Origin of the sequence: Paenibacillus alkalitolerans (assembly GCF_016482785.1) — a bacterium.
Taxonomy (GTDB): domain Bacteria; phylum Bacillota; class Bacilli; order Paenibacillales; family YIM-B00363; genus Paenibacillus_AE; species Paenibacillus_AE alkalitolerans.
On record NZ_JAEMXM010000009.1, the window covers coordinates 42,558 to 59,103 of the forward strand.

Annotated in this window: 16 protein-coding genes and 1 pseudogene; 14 read left to right on the plus strand and 3 right to left on the minus strand. The window is 53.4% G+C overall.

Annotation, left to right across the window (positions count from 1 at the left end):
- The first annotated feature begins 8 nt into the window (after nucleotides 1–8).
- The 13 genes and pseudogenes from JET16_RS15550 to JET16_RS30610 all read left to right on the plus strand — a co-directional run bounded on the left by JET16_RS15550 (nucleotide 9) and on the right by JET16_RS30610 (nucleotide 12,951).
- Nucleotides 9–968: a carbohydrate kinase family protein gene (locus JET16_RS15550; protein WP_199617287.1), complete on the plus strand. Its 960-nt coding sequence runs from the start codon at nucleotides 9–11 to the stop codon at nucleotides 966–968.
- Complete coding sequence (locus JET16_RS15555) at nucleotides 965–2,332, plus strand: family 4 glycosyl hydrolase (protein ID WP_199617288.1); 1,368 nt, start codon at nucleotides 965–967, stop codon at nucleotides 2,330–2,332. Before JET16_RS15550 ends, JET16_RS15555 begins: the two co-directional genes overlap by 4 nt.
- Nucleotides 2,329–3,237 (plus strand): metallophosphoesterase family protein, encoded by a 909-nt coding sequence (locus JET16_RS15560; protein ID WP_199617290.1) that lies wholly within the window; start codon nucleotides 2,329–2,331, stop codon nucleotides 3,235–3,237. Before JET16_RS15555 ends, JET16_RS15560 begins: the two co-directional genes overlap by 4 nt.
- Nucleotides 3,238–3,252: 15 nt before the next feature.
- Nucleotides 3,253–3,438 (plus strand): annotated as a pseudogene (locus JET16_RS15565) (glycoside hydrolase family 125 protein); the annotation flags it as partial.
- A 164-nt stretch (nucleotides 3,439–3,602) separates the two neighbouring features.
- Nucleotides 3,603–3,779 carry a hypothetical protein gene (locus JET16_RS15570; RefSeq protein WP_199617293.1) on the plus strand — a complete coding sequence of 59 codons (177 nt, stop codon included), beginning with the start codon at nucleotides 3,603–3,605 and terminating at the stop codon, nucleotides 3,777–3,779.
- Nucleotides 3,780–3,869: 90 nt separating this feature from the next.
- A complete protein-coding gene (locus tag JET16_RS15575; RefSeq protein ID WP_199617294.1) occupies nucleotides 3,870–5,456 on the plus strand; it encodes a coproporphyrinogen III oxidase in 1,587 nt (528 codons plus the stop codon).
- Nucleotides 5,457–5,961: 505 nt separating this feature from the next.
- Nucleotides 5,962–7,215, plus strand: coding sequence for a histidine--tRNA ligase (gene hisS, locus JET16_RS15580; protein ID WP_199617295.1), 1,254 nt, complete (start codon nucleotides 5,962–5,964; stop codon nucleotides 7,213–7,215).
- A 49-nt stretch (nucleotides 7,216–7,264) separates the two neighbouring features.
- Nucleotides 7,265–9,064 carry an aspartate--tRNA ligase gene (gene aspS, locus JET16_RS15585; RefSeq protein WP_199617296.1) on the plus strand — a complete coding sequence of 600 codons (1,800 nt, stop codon included), beginning with the start codon at nucleotides 7,265–7,267 and terminating at the stop codon, nucleotides 9,062–9,064.
- A gap of 252 nt (nucleotides 9,065–9,316) precedes the next feature.
- The gene (locus JET16_RS15590; protein WP_199617297.1) at nucleotides 9,317–10,072 is read left to right on the plus strand and encodes a tRNA threonylcarbamoyladenosine dehydratase; all 756 of its coding nucleotides are present in this window, start codon (nucleotides 9,317–9,319) and stop codon (nucleotides 10,070–10,072) included.
- A 114-nt stretch (nucleotides 10,073–10,186) separates the two neighbouring features.
- Entirely contained in the window at nucleotides 10,187–11,494 is a 1,308-nt protein-coding gene (locus JET16_RS15595) for a replication-associated recombination protein A (RefSeq protein WP_199617298.1), read from the plus strand.
- A gap of 102 nt (nucleotides 11,495–11,596) precedes the next feature.
- Entirely contained in the window at nucleotides 11,597–12,271 is a 675-nt protein-coding gene (locus JET16_RS15600) for a hypothetical protein (protein ID WP_199617300.1), read from the plus strand.
- Nucleotides 12,268–12,810 carry an accessory gene regulator ArgB-like protein gene (locus tag JET16_RS15605; RefSeq protein WP_199617302.1) on the plus strand — a complete coding sequence of 181 codons (543 nt, stop codon included), beginning with the start codon at nucleotides 12,268–12,270 and terminating at the stop codon, nucleotides 12,808–12,810. Before JET16_RS15600 ends, JET16_RS15605 begins: the two co-directional genes overlap by 4 nt.
- Nucleotides 12,811–12,816: 6 nt before the next feature.
- Entirely contained in the window at nucleotides 12,817–12,951 is a 135-nt protein-coding gene (locus JET16_RS30610) for a hypothetical protein (protein ID WP_267908704.1), read from the plus strand.
- 81 nt (nucleotides 12,952–13,032) lie between these two features.
- Here the strand turns inward: JET16_RS30610 and JET16_RS15610 are convergent, their stop codons facing one another.
- Entirely contained in the window at nucleotides 13,033–13,938 is a 906-nt protein-coding gene (locus JET16_RS15610; RefSeq protein ID WP_199617304.1) for a DNA-3-methyladenine glycosylase family protein, read from the minus strand.
- Nucleotides 13,935–14,471, minus strand: a complete 537-nt coding sequence (locus tag JET16_RS15615; RefSeq protein WP_233531676.1) for a methylated-DNA--[protein]-cysteine S-methyltransferase — start codon at nucleotides 14,469–14,471, stop codon at nucleotides 13,935–13,937. Before JET16_RS15615 ends, JET16_RS15610 begins: the two co-directional genes overlap by 4 nt.
- Nucleotides 14,472–14,641: 170 nt before the next feature.
- Here JET16_RS15615 and JET16_RS15620 point away from each other — a divergent pair, with 170 nt between their 5' ends.
- Nucleotides 14,642–15,229, plus strand: coding sequence for a CPBP family intramembrane glutamic endopeptidase (locus JET16_RS15620; RefSeq protein WP_199617306.1), 588 nt, complete (start codon nucleotides 14,642–14,644; stop codon nucleotides 15,227–15,229).
- Between the two features lie 55 nt (nucleotides 15,230–15,284).
- Here the strand turns inward: JET16_RS15620 and mnmA are convergent, their stop codons facing one another.
- Complete coding sequence (gene mnmA / locus JET16_RS15625) at nucleotides 15,285–16,427, minus strand: tRNA 2-thiouridine(34) synthase MnmA (protein ID WP_325176702.1); 1,143 nt, start codon at nucleotides 16,425–16,427, stop codon at nucleotides 15,285–15,287.
- Between the last annotated feature and the right edge of the window lie 119 nt (nucleotides 16,428–16,546).

A 16,546-nucleotide genomic window follows, 5' to 3' on the forward strand; every position in this document is an offset into this window, starting at 1 on the left:
AACGACATTTGAAAACATACGACGTTGTCGTGTTCGGCGATGCGAATATCGATTTGGTCGTTGCCGGGTGCAACGAGCTGCCTTTGCCGGGGCAGGAAGTATTTGTGGACAATATGACGATGCATGTGGGCGGGGGAGCGGCGTTGTTTGCGTTGGCCCTCGCCAAACTCGGTTTGAGAGTCGCATTTAACGGCGTGTTGGGCGGGGACGGTTATGCCGAATTCATTCTGGATCGTTTTCGCCAATATGGAATCGATACCAGATACATTAAAACAAGCTCGCTTCATCATACCGGCATTTCGATCGCGATCAACCCGGAGAAGGACCGCTCTTTCATCACCTATGCGGGCTCGAACGCCGAGCTGAATGTGCGGGAGCTTGATATGGAAAGCGTCGCGGCGGGAAGGCACGTGCATTTGACAGGATATAAAGGAAGCCGCAATCATGACGAGTTTGTCGGCACGATTCGAACGCTTAAGGCGAAAGGCGCGACGGTATCGTGCGATGTGGGGTGGGACGATACGGGCGAATGGTATTCCGGCGTTTTCGAAGTGATGGGACTTGCGGACGTGTTCTTTATGAACGAGACCGAGGCGCTCCATTACTCCGGCTGCCGCGGAATGAAGGAGAGTGTTCGCGAATTGGCGCGGCACGGCGGCCACGTCGTCGTGAAGCTCGGCTCCAAAGGCGCGGTTGCGCTGCGCGGCGGAGAACTTCTGTACCGGTCCGGCTACGCGGTGAAAGCGGTCGATACGACCGGAGCGGGGGATTCGTTCAACGCCGGCTACATGTACGGGTATTTGACGGGCAAGCCGGTCGAGTTCTGTTTGATTTACGGAAACGCTTGCGGCGCTTTGTCCGTTGAAGCGTACGGAGGCAGTGCGGGAACGCCCGATCGGGAAGCTCTGGCAGCGTTTGTTGCCGGCTTCGACGGAACGATATCGGACGCTTGGGAGGCGGCGTTATGAAATTGACATTGATCGGCGGCGGCGGCGTCCGCGCCGTTCTGTTTACGAAGAGCCTGACGTTGAAAGCGGAGCAGGCGAACATTACGAAGCTGGTGCTTCACGATACGGATGAGGAGCAGCTCGCGTTGATTGGCCGGCTATGCGCCGTCGTGATCGGGCGAAGCGGCGTTCCGCTGCAGTTGGAGACGACGACGGACAGCCTTGAAGCGATCAAGGGCGCCGATTATATCGTCACCACTGTTCGCGTCGGCAAGGAACCGTCGCGTTATACCGACGAGCAGATTGCGCTCAACTGCGGAGTGATCGGGCAGGAGACGACCGGGCCTGCCGGATTTTCCATGGCGGTCCGCACGATTCCGGTGTTGCTGGAATACTGCGAAATGGCGAAAAGATACGCTCCGGACGCCTGGATTTTTAACTTTTCCAACCCATCCGGCCTTGTGACGCAGGCGCTGCGCGCCGCGGGCTACGATCGGGTGATCGGGATATGCGACACACCGAGCCATACGGGGCTGCGTATAGCCGAGACGCTCGGCGCTCATCCGAAAGAGCTGTATGTCGAATGGTTCGGGTTGAACCATCTGTCGTGGATGAGGAAGGCGGTTTACAAGGGTGAGGACTTGCTGGAACGGTTGAAGAACGACCCTGCGTTAACGAACCGGATCGATGAATTCAAGATGTTCGACCCCGATCTGTTGAAGTCGCTTCCTTACTTACCCAACGAATATTTATACTATTACTATCACCGCGAGAAAGCGATCAACAATATTGTGAAGTCCGGTATGACGCGGGGGCAGATGATCGTTCAAAACAACAGGGACATGCTCGCGGCGCTGCGTGAAATCGATATCGAGCGCGATCCGGACCGGGCGATTCAAACCTATTTGTACTACACGCACAAGCGCGAAGCGTCTTACATGGCGATCGAGACGAATGCGCAGGCGAAGACGCTTCCGTCTTCCGGGCAGCTGGGGCTGCCCGATTCGCTCGGTTACGCCGGCGTGATGCTCGATTTCGTCGAGTCGCTTCAAACCGGAGAACGGAACCGTATCGTATTGTCTGTACCGAACGACGGCAGCATCGATGGCTTTCGCGACGACGATGTCGTGGAGGTTTCGTGCACCGTTACGAAGGATGGCGTAAAGCCGGTCATCATCGGCGCCGTTCAGGAGGAAATGTATTTGCTGATGAGGAACGTCAAGCTGTTCGAACGGTTAACCGTGCAGGCGGTCCGAGAGCGATCTGTAGAGCTGGCTGTCCAGGCGCTGACGGTTCACCCGCTCGTCGGCTCTTATTCGCTGGCGAAGAGGCTTTTCCACGATTATGCGGATGTGTACCGGGATATTTTGGGAGACTGGAAATGAGCGGCGGCGGACTGAAGTTTCGCGCGGACGGCACGTTTACGATCGTGCAGTTTACGGATATGCATTTCGGCGGCGGCGGCGAGATGGAACAAGACGGAAAGACGGCCGCTCTGGTCGAACGGGTTATCGCGACCGAGCGGCCCGACTTGGTTGTGTTGACCGGCGATATGATATGGAGCGCCGGGGTAACCGATCCGGCTTCCTCGTTCCGGCGGGCGATTGCGCCCGTAACGGCGTCCGGCGTGCCTTGGGCGGCTGTCTTCGGCAATCACGACGCGGAGCAGGGCGTGACCCGGGAAGAGCTCCTGGCGATTCAACTGGAAAACTCCGGCTGCCTCACTCAATCGGGTCCCGCCGATGTAAGCGGAACGGGCAATTATGCGTTGACGGTCGGGAGCAAGGATTCCGGAAGCGACGCCGCCGTGTTCTACTTTCTGGATTCCGGGGCCGAGTCGCCTGAACCTGTAGGCGGCTACGAATGGCTTCATACGGATCAGGTGTATTGGTACACGTCGCAATCAAGGAGGTTGAACGCCGGCAAGGCCGCTCCGCTCCCGGCGCTAGCCTTCTTCCACATTCCCCTTCCCGAATACGAGACGGTATGGCGGTTGGGCAAGGCGGTCGGGATCAAGAGCGAGGACGTATGCTGTCCGAAGATCAACAGCGGCATGTTTGCGGCGATGGTCGAGACGGGTGACGTCATGGGCGTCTTCGTCGGGCACGACCACGATAATGATTATTGCGGAACGCTCCACGGCGTCAAGCTTTGCTACGGGCGGGTGACCGGATATAACTGCTACGGCGGGCTGCGGCGCGGCGCACGGGTCGTTCGAATGCACGAAGGGCGAAGGTCCTTCGTAACATGGCTGCGTCTGGACAACGGAGAAGCCGTACAATTTACTTAGAAGGATGATCGCTTGATGACATTGCCGAAATCCGTTTTGTCCGTTCTGCAAGAGGCGGAGGTGAAGCTTTCGGGCCATCCGAAGCTGCTGGAGCTGTTTCGCAACTGTTATCCGAATACGCTCGCAACGACGGTCAAGCGGCTTGCGGATGGCACCGTCTTCGTATTTACGGGCGATATTCCGGCGATGTGGCTCAGGGATTGAGCGCCTGTCTCTCATCAAGTCCGCGACGAACGTCCCGAACGGGCTGGAAAGCGTCTCCCGTGACGCTGCAACTTCATATCCGTACTAATTTCCGTTCCGCTTGGTAACACTGATGGAAGATCACATTATAGATGTACCGGCGGAAGGGGCCTACTTACATCATGCATCAATCCGGTAAAGAAGCGTCGCTGCAAAGGGGACTCGCCAAATGGCTGCAGCCCGAGCCGCGGGAAGCTGCGTCGGCTGCATCCGCGGCGGGCGAGTTTGCCGAATTCGCGTCGGAGCCGGGGGAGCTCGATCCGGCCTCGCGCCGAATTCAACCTGGAATGAAGCGTTAGGCGTTAACGGCGACAGACCGTTAGCGCCTATTTTCGTCTTGTGGTATGCTAACCACGTACAATGTATTAAGGGAAGCGGGGACGTTTTCAATGAACTTTCTTATTCAACGCATCGGTTTTACCGATTTCGATATGGAGTTGTTTCATCTTTGCAAGCTGTTTTACGATGACGCGGAGGTCAACATTCAGAACGGGGAACAGCCGGATCAAGCTCATCCATTCGATATCGCCGTACGGCTCGAACTAAACATTCGCGAAATTGCCGGCGAGGCAGGCGTTCACGTAACGCTCACACAGAAGGACGAAGAACAAGCTTGGACCGGCGAGTACTCGCGGCCTCTTGCAAGCATCGCCGGCGACGACCGGAAGAAGGTGTTGAAGAGGACGATCGGAGCAGGCCTGCTGAAGGCGCTTGAACATGCGACCGGGCTGGAGCAGCCCTGGGGGACGCTCACCGGTGTGCGTCCCACCAAGCTGATGCACAATATGCTGCTCAAACACGATGGGGAGACGGCACGGCGAATGCTGCGGGAGGTATATTTCGTTTCCGGGGAAAAAGCGGATTTGCTTACGGACGTCGCAATTCGCCAATTGAAGGTGATTCCCGATTTGCACCGCATTAACGAACGGGAAGTGAGCGTATACATCGGCATACCGTTCTGCCCGACCAAGTGCGCATATTGCACGTTTCCCGCATACGACATTCGCGGAAACAACGGCTCCGTCGACGCCTTCCTCGAAGGATTGCACTTTGAAATCAGAGAGACGGGACGATGGTTGAAAGAAGCGGGACTCGGAATCACGACGATTTATTGGGGCGGAGGGACGCCGACAAGCATCGAAGCGGAGCAAATCGACGCCTTGTTCGTCACGCTGCACGAATCGTTCCCCGGCATGGATAACGTACGGGAGTTGACGGTGGAGGCGGGAAGGCCGGATACGATCACACCGGAAAAACTGCAAGTTTTGAAAAAATGGAACGTAGACCGCATCTCCATCAATCCCCAAAGCTTCACGCAGTCGACGCTCGATACGATCGGTCGCCACCACACCGTGGCAGAAACCGTCGACAAATTCATACTTTCCCGGGAAATGGGAATGAACAACATCAATATGGACCTTATTATCGGTCTGCCGAACGAAGGAATGGCGGAATTCGGGCATACGCTGAATCAAGTGGAGCGGCTGCTGCCGGAGTCGTTGACCGTTCACACGCTCTCATTCAAACGGGCATCCAAGATGACGAAAGACCGCGAGAAATACGATGTGGCCGAGAGGGATGAAATAAGGGACATGATGGAGGCGGCGATCCGGTGGACAAAGCGGCACAACTATGTTCCCTATTACTTGTACAGGCAGAAGAACATACTTGGCAACTTGGAAAACGTCGGCTACAGCTTGGAAGGGAAGGAAAGCCTGTACAATATCTTGATGATGGAAGAACGGCAAACGGTTGTCGGTCTGGGATGCGGTGCGGTCAGTAAAGTCGTGTTCCCGAAAACGGACGCTGCCGTTGGGGACGGACAACACGTCCAGGAACGTATAGAAAGATTTCCGAATCCGAAAGAACCGTTTCATTACAATCAAGCTTACAAGGAATATACGTCGAAAAAACTGGCGTTATTGCAAACGGCGTATAACGACAAGACAACCGTGGAAACGGTTTCCAAATTGTAACCGTATTGTAATGCAATTTCTATGTCCTTTTAACGTAAATCGAATACACTGTTCTTGACCCCCTTTTTGACATATATTTTTTCCTTAGCCTGCGGCCGTTTCGTTGCAGGTTCTTTCTTTTCTTGACTTTCCGGCATAAGGTGATTAGAATAAATAACAATTTCAATAACACGATGATTCGGTGACGGGACAAAGTAGTTCGGACCCACGCACACAGAGAGAGGCGTCATACGGCTGCAAGCGCCTTTGCGATGGACGAGCGAAAGACTTCCCCGAGAACATGCGGCGAACGGCGGATCGATTTCGAACCGGTTATTAGCCCCATGCGCTAGACGGGCGTTATACGTATAAAGCGAATTCCGCGAAAGAAGAGCGGTTTTCGGAATGTGGGTGGCACCACGGGTGATTGCATATCTCTCGTCCCTTTTGCGATTAGGCAGAGGGGCGGGAGTTTTTTTATTTCAGATAGAAGTTTTTCTTATTTTTTTCTGGAGGTCGTTAGACTATGGCGTTTCAAAAACCGAAAGGAACGCAAGACCTGCTGCCGGGAACGGTGGAACGGTGGCAGTTTCTTGAAAGCAAAGCAAGGGAAGTATGTCGGCGGTTTATGTACGGCGAAATACGGACGCCCATATTTGAAGCGACGGAGCTGTTCCAACGCGGCGTAGGGGAAACGACGGATATCGTGGAGAAAGAAATGTACACGTTCGAGGACAAAGGCGGCAGAAGCATGACGCTCCGCCCGGAAGGAACGGCCGGCGTCGTTCGGGCGTACGTGGAAAACAAGCTGTACGGCGATCCGGACATAACGAAGCTGTATTACATCGGACCTATGTTCCGGTACGAGCAGCCTCAAGCTGGCCGCTACCGGCAATTCCACCAATTCGGCATCGAGGCGTTCGGTTCTTCCGATCCGGGGTTGGATGCCGAAGTGATCGCGCTCGGGCATCAATTTTACAAGGAAATCGGCTTGCAAGGATTTACGCTTGAGATCAATTCCGTCGGTACGCCAGCCATTCGCGCGGCGTTCCGCGAAGAGCTTCTTGCATTCCTGGCGCCCAAGAAGGATCTGCTTTGCAAAGACTGCCGGTCCCGGATGGAACGCAATCCGCTCCGCGTGCTCGATTGCAAGGTCGACCAAGAGCACTTCGCGGGCGCGCCGTCGCTGCTCGACCACTTGGATGCGGAATGCGCGGATCATTTTGACAAAGTGCAATCGTATTTGAAGGAGATGAACATTCCGTACGACATCAATCCGAAGCTGGTGCGGGGACTGGATTACTACACGCACACGGCTTTCGAGTTTAAAGCGGCGGGTATCGGCTCGATCGACACGATCGGCGGAGGCGGACGTTACAACGGTTTGGTTTCGGACGTCGGCGGACCGGAGCAGACGGGAGTCGGCTTCGGGCTCGGTCTTGAACGGGTTCTGCTGGTTCTAGAAAATCAAGGCGCGGAGCTCCCTGCCGCGACGAAACCCGAAGTGTATTTCGTGGCGCTCGGCGAGGCTGCCGAAAGACGCGCAGTATCGCTGCTCAACGCGGTTCGCGAGAAGGGGATTGCGGCGGAGAAGGATTACGGCGGACGCAAGATGAAGGCGCAGCTGAAATCGGCCGACCGGCTGGCTGCGAAGTACGCTGCAATTTTGGGCGATGACGAGCTTTTGCGCGGAGAAATCGTTTTGAAAAACCTCGCTACCGGCGAACAGGAAGCCGTGGCATTGGATAAACTTGCCGATCGTCTGCTTGAAGGGCAATAGGAGTCGGTTAAGTTAAACATTTTTTAATTATATAGGGGGCTTGAACATCATGATGTTGAAGACGCATCATTGCGGATTGTTGACGAAGGAGCACGTGGGCCAGGCGGTTGTGCTCAACGGATGGGTACAGCGCCGGCGCGACTTGGGAGGCGTTCTGTTCATCGATTTGCGCGACCGGAGCGGTATTATGCAAATCGTGTTCAATCCTGCCTTTTCCGGCGAAGCGCTTGAGATTGCGGACCGGTGCCGCAACGAGTACGTTATTGCCGTTAAGGGCAAAGTAGTGGAAAGGGATCCCGAAACTGTCAATCCGAACCTGGCGACCGGAGAAATCGAAGTGCAGGTGACTGAAATCGAAATATTCAATACGGCGAAAAACCCGCCGTTTTTTATCGAAGACGGGATCGAAATCGACGAGACGGTGCGGTTGAAGCACCGCTATCTCGATTTGCGCCGTCCGGAGATGCAGCGCACGCTCATGCTTCGCGCGCAAGCGATGAAGCTGTTTCGCGACTTCTTGACGGAAGAAGGCTTCGTTGAAATCGAGACGCCGATTTTAACGAAGAGCACGCCGGAAGGCGCGCGCGATTATCTCGTGCCGAGCCGTGTGCATCCGGGGGAATTTTTCGCCTTGCCTCAATCTCCGCAAATTTTTAAACAATTGTTGATGGTGGCCGGAATGGAACGCTATTTCCAAATCGCGCGCTGCTTTCGCGATGAAGATTTGCGTGCCGACCGGCAGCCGGAATTTACGCAGGTCGACATCGAGACGTCGTTCCTGTCGCAGGACCAGCTGCTTGAAATTATGGAGCGGTTGGTTGCGCGGTTGTTCAAAGAAACGATCGGCGTGGACGTGCCGACGCCGTTCCAAAGGCTGTCCTATGCGGATGCGATCGGCAAATACGGTTCCGACAAACCCGACTTGCGCTTCGGGTTGGAGCTTGCGGACATATCCGACATCGTCTCCGAATCCGGCGTGAAAGTGTTCGCGTCCGTCGTAGCCGGCGGCGGAGTCGTAAAGGCTTTGAACGCCAAGGGATGCGCGAACTGGAGCCGCAAGGAGCTCGATGATCTGACTCCGTTCGCGGCTCGTTACGGCGGCAAAGGCTTGGCGTACATCGTCGTGAAGGACGGCGAGTGGAAAGGGCCGATCGTGAAGTTTTTGAGCGAAGCGGAAATTACTGCGTTGACCGAACGGCTTGGTGCGGAAGAGGGAGACGTGCTGCTCTTTAGCGCGGACAAATCGAAGGTCGTTGCGGACGTGCTGGGCAATTTGCGCTTGAAGATCGGCAAGGAGCTGGGCTTGATCGACGAGAATGCGTATAAATTCGCCTGGGTCGTCGACTTCCCGCTGCTCGGCTGGGATGAAGAAGACAAGCGCTGGGTCGCGGAGCACCATCCGTTCACCCGTCCACGCGACGAGGATTTGCCGCTGTTCGAGACCGATCCGGGCCGCATCCGGGCGCAGGCGTACGATCTCGTTCTCAACGGCTACGAGGTCGGCGGCGGCTCGATGCGTATTTACAAGCGCGACGTGCAGGAGCGCATGTTTGCGGCGCTCGGCCTGACAATGGAGGAAGCGCACGACAAGTTCGGCTTCTTGCTTGACGCGTTCGATTACGGCACTCCGCCGCATGGAGGCATCGCGTTCGGTTTCGACCGCCTTGTTATGCTGCTGACCGGCCGCTCGAACCTGCGCGAGACGATCGCGTTCCCGAAGACGGCCAGCGCATCCGACCTGCTGAGCGGCGCGCCGTCGCCTGTCGAGGACAAGCAGCTTCAGCAGCTATCGATTCGCGTGGCGGCGAAGGCGCCTGCCGCAACAGGCGCTGGGACCGCCGGAGCCTGAGACCGGCCGACAGACCGTGTACCGGATAGGGTCAAAATTTGAGCTTATCGATCGCAATAAGACCCTTTTTTGACCCTATTCCATCATGTTTGACCTGAATGAATAGGCGAAAAGCGAGGATAAGGTCAATTATTGAGCTTATTTGGCCGTACAGTACATGTGACGGGCAAAATAGGGTCAAAAAATGATCTTAGCGGGATAAATAAGTTCAATTTTTGACCCTATCATCTTATTTTGGAGGCCGTTAAACCTATGCTTCACCAATTTTCTCGAACGGAACTGGCCATCGGTCCGGAAGGATTGGATGTGATGCGGCGCAGCACGGTGGCCGTGCTCGGCATCGGCGGCGTCGGCTCGATCGCGGCGGAGGCGCTTGCGCGCACCGGCGTCGGCCGCATCGTGATGATCGACAAAGACGTAGTGGATGTGACCAACATTAACCGGCAGGTACACGCGCTGACTACAACGGTAGGCCAACCGAAAGCGGATTTGATGCGCGACAGGATCAAATTGATCAACCCGGATTGCGATGCCGTATCGCTCCGCATGTTTTACACGGAAGAGACGTACGAGAAGCTGTTCGAATACCCGCTGGACTATGTGATGGACGCCTCGGATACGATTGCCTACAAAATCCACGTGATTAAGCAGTGCCTGGAACGGGGCATTCCGATCATCTCCAGCATGGGCGCGGCGAACAAGATGGACCCGACCAAGTTTCAAGTGACGGACATCTCCAAGACGCATACCGATCCGATTGCGAAGGTCGTCCGCCGCGAGCTCCGCAAAGCGGGGGTCAAGAAGGGCGTCAAGGTTGTGTTCTCGACCGAGGAGCCGAAACGGCCGCGCGAAGACGTGACGCAGCGAATCGTTCCCGAGAATGCCCCGGAAATTCGTAAAGCGAAAAATCCGCCTTCGAGCAATTCGTTCGTGCCCCCGGTGGCCGGATTGTTTATGGTTAGCGTCATCGTCAGAGACTTGCTTGTGAAGCACGGAATACAATCGTAAGTTCATTGAATATAAGTGAGCGTTCTGCGGCTTTCGTAGAACGCTTGTTTTTTCAGTTCGTCAAAAACCAGTTATAATAGACATATATCGAAATGAAGAGAGTTGTGTCGAGTTATGGATTTGTTTACATACGGAGCTGAAGCGAACGCCGGACGGCAGCCGCTCGCGGAGCGGATGCGGGCCCGGACTATCGAAGAGTATATAGGGCAAGAACATATCGTCGGCCCCGGCAAAATGCTGCGGCGTGCCATCGAGGCGGACCAAGTGACGTCGATATTGCTGTACGGGCCCCCGGGAACCGGAAAAACGACGCTCGCGCACGTCATCGCCAACCGGACCGACGGACAATTCGTTCGATTGAACGCGGTGGACGCCTCGGTCAAAGACGTGAGGGAAACTATTGAGCAGGCGAAAGATAACCGGGCGTTATACGGCAAAAAGACGATATTGTTTTTAGATGAGGTTCACCGGTTCAAGACATCGCAGCAAGACGCTTTATTGCCCGCCGTTGAAGCGGGAACGATCGTCTTTATCGGCGCTACTACGGAAAATCCGTTTCACTCGATCAACGGGGCGCTGCTGTCGAGGTCGACATTGTTTCGTCTGGAGCCGCTTACGCCAGGGCATGCGCTCGAGGCGATGCGCCGCGCGCTAGCCGACCGCGAGCGCGGGCTTGGCGCGCTGCCGGTACAGGCCGACGATGAGGCGTTGTCGCATATCGCGCTTGTTGCGGGCGGCGACCTTCGCCGGGCGCTGAACGCGTTGGAGTTGGCTGCGTTGACGACGCCGCCCGCCGCGGACGGCACCATCCGCATTACGCTTGCCGCCGCGGAAGAGTCCATACGCCAACCGACGGTGGCGGCTGACGAATCGACGCAATATGACGTGCTTTCGGCGTTTCACAAGAGCGTGCGCGGATCGTCGGACGCGGCATTGTTCTGGTTTCTTTACGCTGTAGAGAAATTGGGGATGGATCCGATGGTGTTTTTGCGCCGGCTCATTGTCGCATGCAGCGAAGATATCGGCTTGGCGAATCCGCAGGCGATGGTGCAGGCCGTAACCGCAATGGACGCCTACCATAAAATCGGCTGGCCCGAGGCGAGATACAACATTGCCCAGGCGATACTGTTCGCGGTGGAAAGTCCGAAGTCGAATTCCATCGGCAACGCTATGGATCGTATATATAAAGCGTTCGATACAATCGGCTCGGCCGAGGTTCCGCTTCACCTTCGCGACGCGCATTATAAAGGGTCTAAACAGCTCGGGCACACCGGCTACAAATATCCGCACGATTACCCCGGGCACTATGTGGATCAACAATACTTGCCGGACCGGTTGTCCGGATATACGTTCTTTGAGGCGTCGCTTCAAGGCACCGAAGCGAAGATGAGAGAGAACCAGCAACGGAGGAGAAAGGACTGACCGCAGGTTCCGTTCAATTCTCTCATTGTCGAAAGACTAGATTTGTAGTATTCTAGAACCAGAGAGCAATCATTCATTGCTGGTTCGGAGCGATTATTCCACATGACAGCTACTATATTGACCCTTTTGGCAGGGTTCGTCGACAATCTATCTCTTCTGCTTCTTGCGTTTTCGATCTATCGATTGCCGATGAAATATAACATTTTTCGACTCATTAGCTCTGCGGCCGTCTTAACTGCAGTGAATTATTTTCAGAAAGAACTTCTCGGCTATACCGATATGTACATCTTGGTTAATATTATTGTCGGAATTATATTGGTCGCAGCTTTGTTTCAACTGCCAATCGCCTATTCCGCGTTGATCATGGCAACCGGTTATATTGTATTCGGTGTGGTGCAGACGGCTGTTATCCTGATTCCTTCGTTAACCGGATTGATTGACCCGGATCAGTTGCAATCGGTTTATATGATCATACCGAGTACAATCGTTATTTCTATAATTCTGTTTGTTATTCACAAGAAAAAGCTTGGATTCATGTTGATCGCCAACAGGTTTACTTTAAAGAAGGACAAGCTTAAGCCGAGAGATTTCTTTATTGCTGGAATCTTTATATCTACAGTGGCTTTGACCCAAACCGCGATAGTCGCTTTTTACCACAAAAGGCCGATGGTATATGAATTGATAGGTTTAATCGTTGTCATGATTATCGGATTGATTATTACATACTTAATTAATATGAAAGAAATAGAAGAGAGATATCTGAGGAGGAAGAAATGATCGTCGCAGCCTCTCAATGGTTGGCACATTTCATCCGAAAACATAATCAGAAAGCAGCCTCTACAGAGGTACTGGTTTATGGGATTAGCGTTTTTTTGCATTCTGTAGCAACAACATTTATAATTCTATTCTTTTCTCTTATTACCGCCCATCTTATGCAAGGTTTCATCGCGATCGCTTCGTTCGTTATCCTTCGTATTTTTTCCGGCGGCGCTCACCTGCACAGCTCTTGGAAGTGCGATGTATGTTCCGTTGTAGCCATCTTGTCAATCGCGCACATCGATTATTCGTTTGCCGATTACGGTTGGGTGACGAATGGAATCGCCTTGCTGCTTGTTGCTATATTTTCTCCGAATAATCCGAATTTCACTTATAAACTTGTGGAAAAACACAGCGGGAAGCTCAAATGGATTTCGATATTGATCGTGGCGGTTAATTTTATGATTCAATCATCCGTTGTCGCCAACGCTTTTCTTTTACAATCCCTTACGTTAACAAAGCCCTTTTATTTATTATTTAAAATCATTGATCGGAGGTAGTTTTCGATGAAAAGAACAATCGCTGTCCTCTCTGGTGCGTTTTTTGCGGTACTGGCATTAGCCGTTGCCGCAGCTCCGAGCGCGATGTACTGGAATCATCCGGAAGCTCCGGCGGAATTGAAAGAAAAATTGGGTAAGTAGTCAATTGGTTTTTACTTATCAATAGGCTTTCTGGTGAGAGGGAAGAGCGATCTTCCCTCTAATTTTTTCTGTTACGGTATCTCATAGCCTTAAAGACTCCCATAAATAAAACGTGATATAGGTCCGCCAAGGCGACCAGCTTTTTCCGAACGCTTCGACTTCGGAAGCGCTCGGTTGCGTGCTAAGTCCGTACATTTTTCTTAATCCGTTACGCAGACCTATATCAGCCGATGGCAACAGGTCGGGCCGACCGAATCCGAAAATAAGCAGGCATTCCGCCGTCCAGCGGCCGATCCCGCGATACCGGATCAATTGCGCAATCGCTTCCTCGTCCGGCATAGCGGCAAGCTTTGCGAAGTCGATTCCGCCGTCAACGACTAGCCTGGCGGCATCGATAACATACTCCGCTTTCCGTTGAGAAAACGACACTTTGCGCAGTTGTTCCACGCTTAACGTTGCAATGGCTTCGGCGGTAGGAAAAGCCAGCATCGAACGGTTATCGATCACATATTCCTCCCCGGCGAGCCGGGCAAGCCGTTCAATTAAAGTTCCCGCAAATGACAAATTCAACTGTTGACAAATGATCGTCCTTACCAAACATTCGAACGGATCGGGGTCGAGAAACAGCTTCGATCCTCGTAAACGGGCGAATAAGGAATGAAGACGGTCGTTATCGGCAAAATGGTTGTACATTTGCGAAAGATCGATATCGGCCGAGACCATGTGAGAGGCGATTTCTAACAGTTGGTCCCGTTCGTTCGGCGTCGCTTCTTCTGGAATGGAAAGCGACGCGAGAGGCGCGTCCACCGTACCGCCGAAATCGATAATGAGCGGCAGCGCTTTAGGCCCGACACGCACGGTTCGGATGAGCCGTTGGCGCTCGGTGTCAGCGGCGATCAAACTGGGACGGTTGCCTGTAAAAGACAGGCGCGAGAACAAGGCGTGGGGATCGAACGGAGGTGTTACTTGCAGCGGGAACTTGATCATGCGTAAAACGATTCCTTTTGCGATATTTCGACATCCGTATCCGACCGCTTCTCATGCTGCAATAACCATTGTTTACGCCACAATTCTCCGGCATAACCGGTTAAGCTTCCGTCGGACCCGATCACCCTGTGGCAGGGGATAATAATGCTGACTGGGTTGCGGCCGATCGCGCCACCCACCGCGCGGACTCCGTTCGGTTTGCCGATGGAACGAGCAATGTCGCCGTAGGATTTTGTTTCCCCGCAAGGGATGCGGAGCAATTGTTCCCATACGGACTGTTGAAACGCCGTTCCTGCAGGCCGCAGCGCCAAGTCGAAAGTTATCCGTTCTCCATTCAAATATTCCTGAATTTGCTTCGCGCACCGTTGAACGATGCTGTCCTCCGAAGATGTAACCCGGGTCTCAAGCTCAGGTTTCTCTGTTTGAAAATGCACCGATTCAATTCCGTTTCCGTCTCCCCGAATAACTATCCATCCCAATTCACTCTTCAAATAAGCGAAAAGTTTTCCTGCTTCATTAGCATATGCCATCATTATGAATCCGCCTCCTGATACTTATTATAACAGGCTAGGCATAGAAACGCGTGTTTGCGGGAATGAAACCGCAAGATTAAGAATGGACGACAAGATTGTTTTTTGCAAAAAGGATTTTACCCGTCAACCCCGAATTATTTTGCTTAAAGCGAGGGGTGAGTTTCGGAATAATGCTGCGGAAATTAGATAGACGAATATGGCTCTTATCATTTTATATCATTATGATTACTGCCGAGCTTGCCGCACACGTTAAAGAAGTGGCACTTGTTTTGCCGGTAGCCTTGGGATTAACGGCAGTCATATTATTTCGGAACGAATTGAACAGTATCGATTATAATTTCGTGAAAGAGTCCTCGTATTGGAAAGCGGTATATCATGCGCTTGTTGCAGGACTCATCATGCAAGCCGTTGGAATAGTCGTTGTGAAATACGGATTCGGGATCGCCAGCCCGGAGATCGGGTTCGCGACACCGCTCGCTGCTCCTTTAGTATCGGTCTTAATTTCATCTCCGCTTGAGGAAATAATTTTTCGGGGAATGATCTTTTCATTCCTGGATCGGCGGATTGGATTTTGGCTTGCGGCGATCATCAGTTCATTGCTGTTTGCAGTCTCCCATTACGATTATGCCGCCTGGCTCGGATATTTCGGCCTTGGCTTGGTTTGGTGCCGTATTTACAAAGCCACCGGAAATTTGCTCATTCCCATCGGATCTCATATGTTGTTTAACTCTCTTGTGTTTTTCGTGAGATCTTTTTAAACAATTCATAGGGCCGCTCCCCGGCAGACTTCGGAACGGCCCTCTGCTTGGTCGCTTATGCTTTCGCCGTACGCAGCCTGCCGGCGGCGCCTTCCGCTTTCTCCACGCGGTCGATCGTTCCGCCTCCGAGACATTCTTCCCCATTATAAAAAACTACCGCTTGCCCGGGAGTTATCGCCTTCTGCGGCAAGTCAAAGTCGACGACGCACGTGCCGGCTCCCGTCATCGTAACCGCAACCGATTGATCCGGTTGACGGTAGCGGAACTTCGCCGTGCAGCGCAGCGCGGATTCCGGGATGCGTCCGCTAATCCACTGTACGCCTGTGGCAAACAGTCTGCTGGAGTACAATCTCGGATCGGTTTCCCCTTGGACGACGTAAAGAATGTTGCGTTCCAGATCTTTGTCCGCAACAAACCAGGGTTCGCCGCTGCCTCCGCCGCCGATCCCGAGCCCTTGCCGCTGGCCTAACGTATAGTACATGAGGCCGTCGTGCCGGCCCTTCACTTCTCCGTCAAAGGTCATGATATCTCCGGGCTTTGCCGGCAAAAAGTTGCTTAAAAACTCTTTAAAGTTTTTCTCCCCGATAAAGCAGATTCCCGTACTGTCCTTCTTCTTCGCCGTAGCCAGCCCCGCCTCGGCCGCAATCGCCCGGATCTCGGGTTTCGTATAGCCGCCGAGCGGGAACATCGCTTTCGATAACTGCTTCTGGTTCAAAGCGTTCAGAAAGTAACTTTGGTCTTTATTCGAATCGACGCCGCGGAGCAGCTTGTACTCTCCGTCCGCTTCGATAACGCGCGCATAATGGCCCGTCGCAATAAAGTCTGCGCCAAGCTCCAAGCCTTTTTGCAAAAATTCGCCGAATTTGATTTCGCGGTTGCACATGACGTCCGGGTTCGGCGTCCGGCCGGCCCGGTATTCCGACAAGAAGTATTCAAACACCTTCTCGTAATATTCCTTCTCGAAATTCACAGTGTAAGAAGGGATTCCGATCTGGGCGCATACTCTGCGCACGTCTTCCGCATCTTCTTCAGCGGTGCAAAAACCGAATTCATCGGTATCGTCCCAATTTTTCATGAAAACTCCGATAACGTCGTACCCTTGCCGCTTGAGCAGCAGCGCGGTTACGGAGCTGTCGACTCCGCCGGACATGCCTACGACGACCCGGATTTTGGAACGGTCGACCGTATTATCGCTCACGCCACACACCTTCTTTCCGTTCGTTTTCACTTTGTATCATACCACAATAATCTACAATTTCATGAAAACGCAAAGGTTTTCCTTATAACATCAGAAAGTATAAGTTTTATGAAAAAACG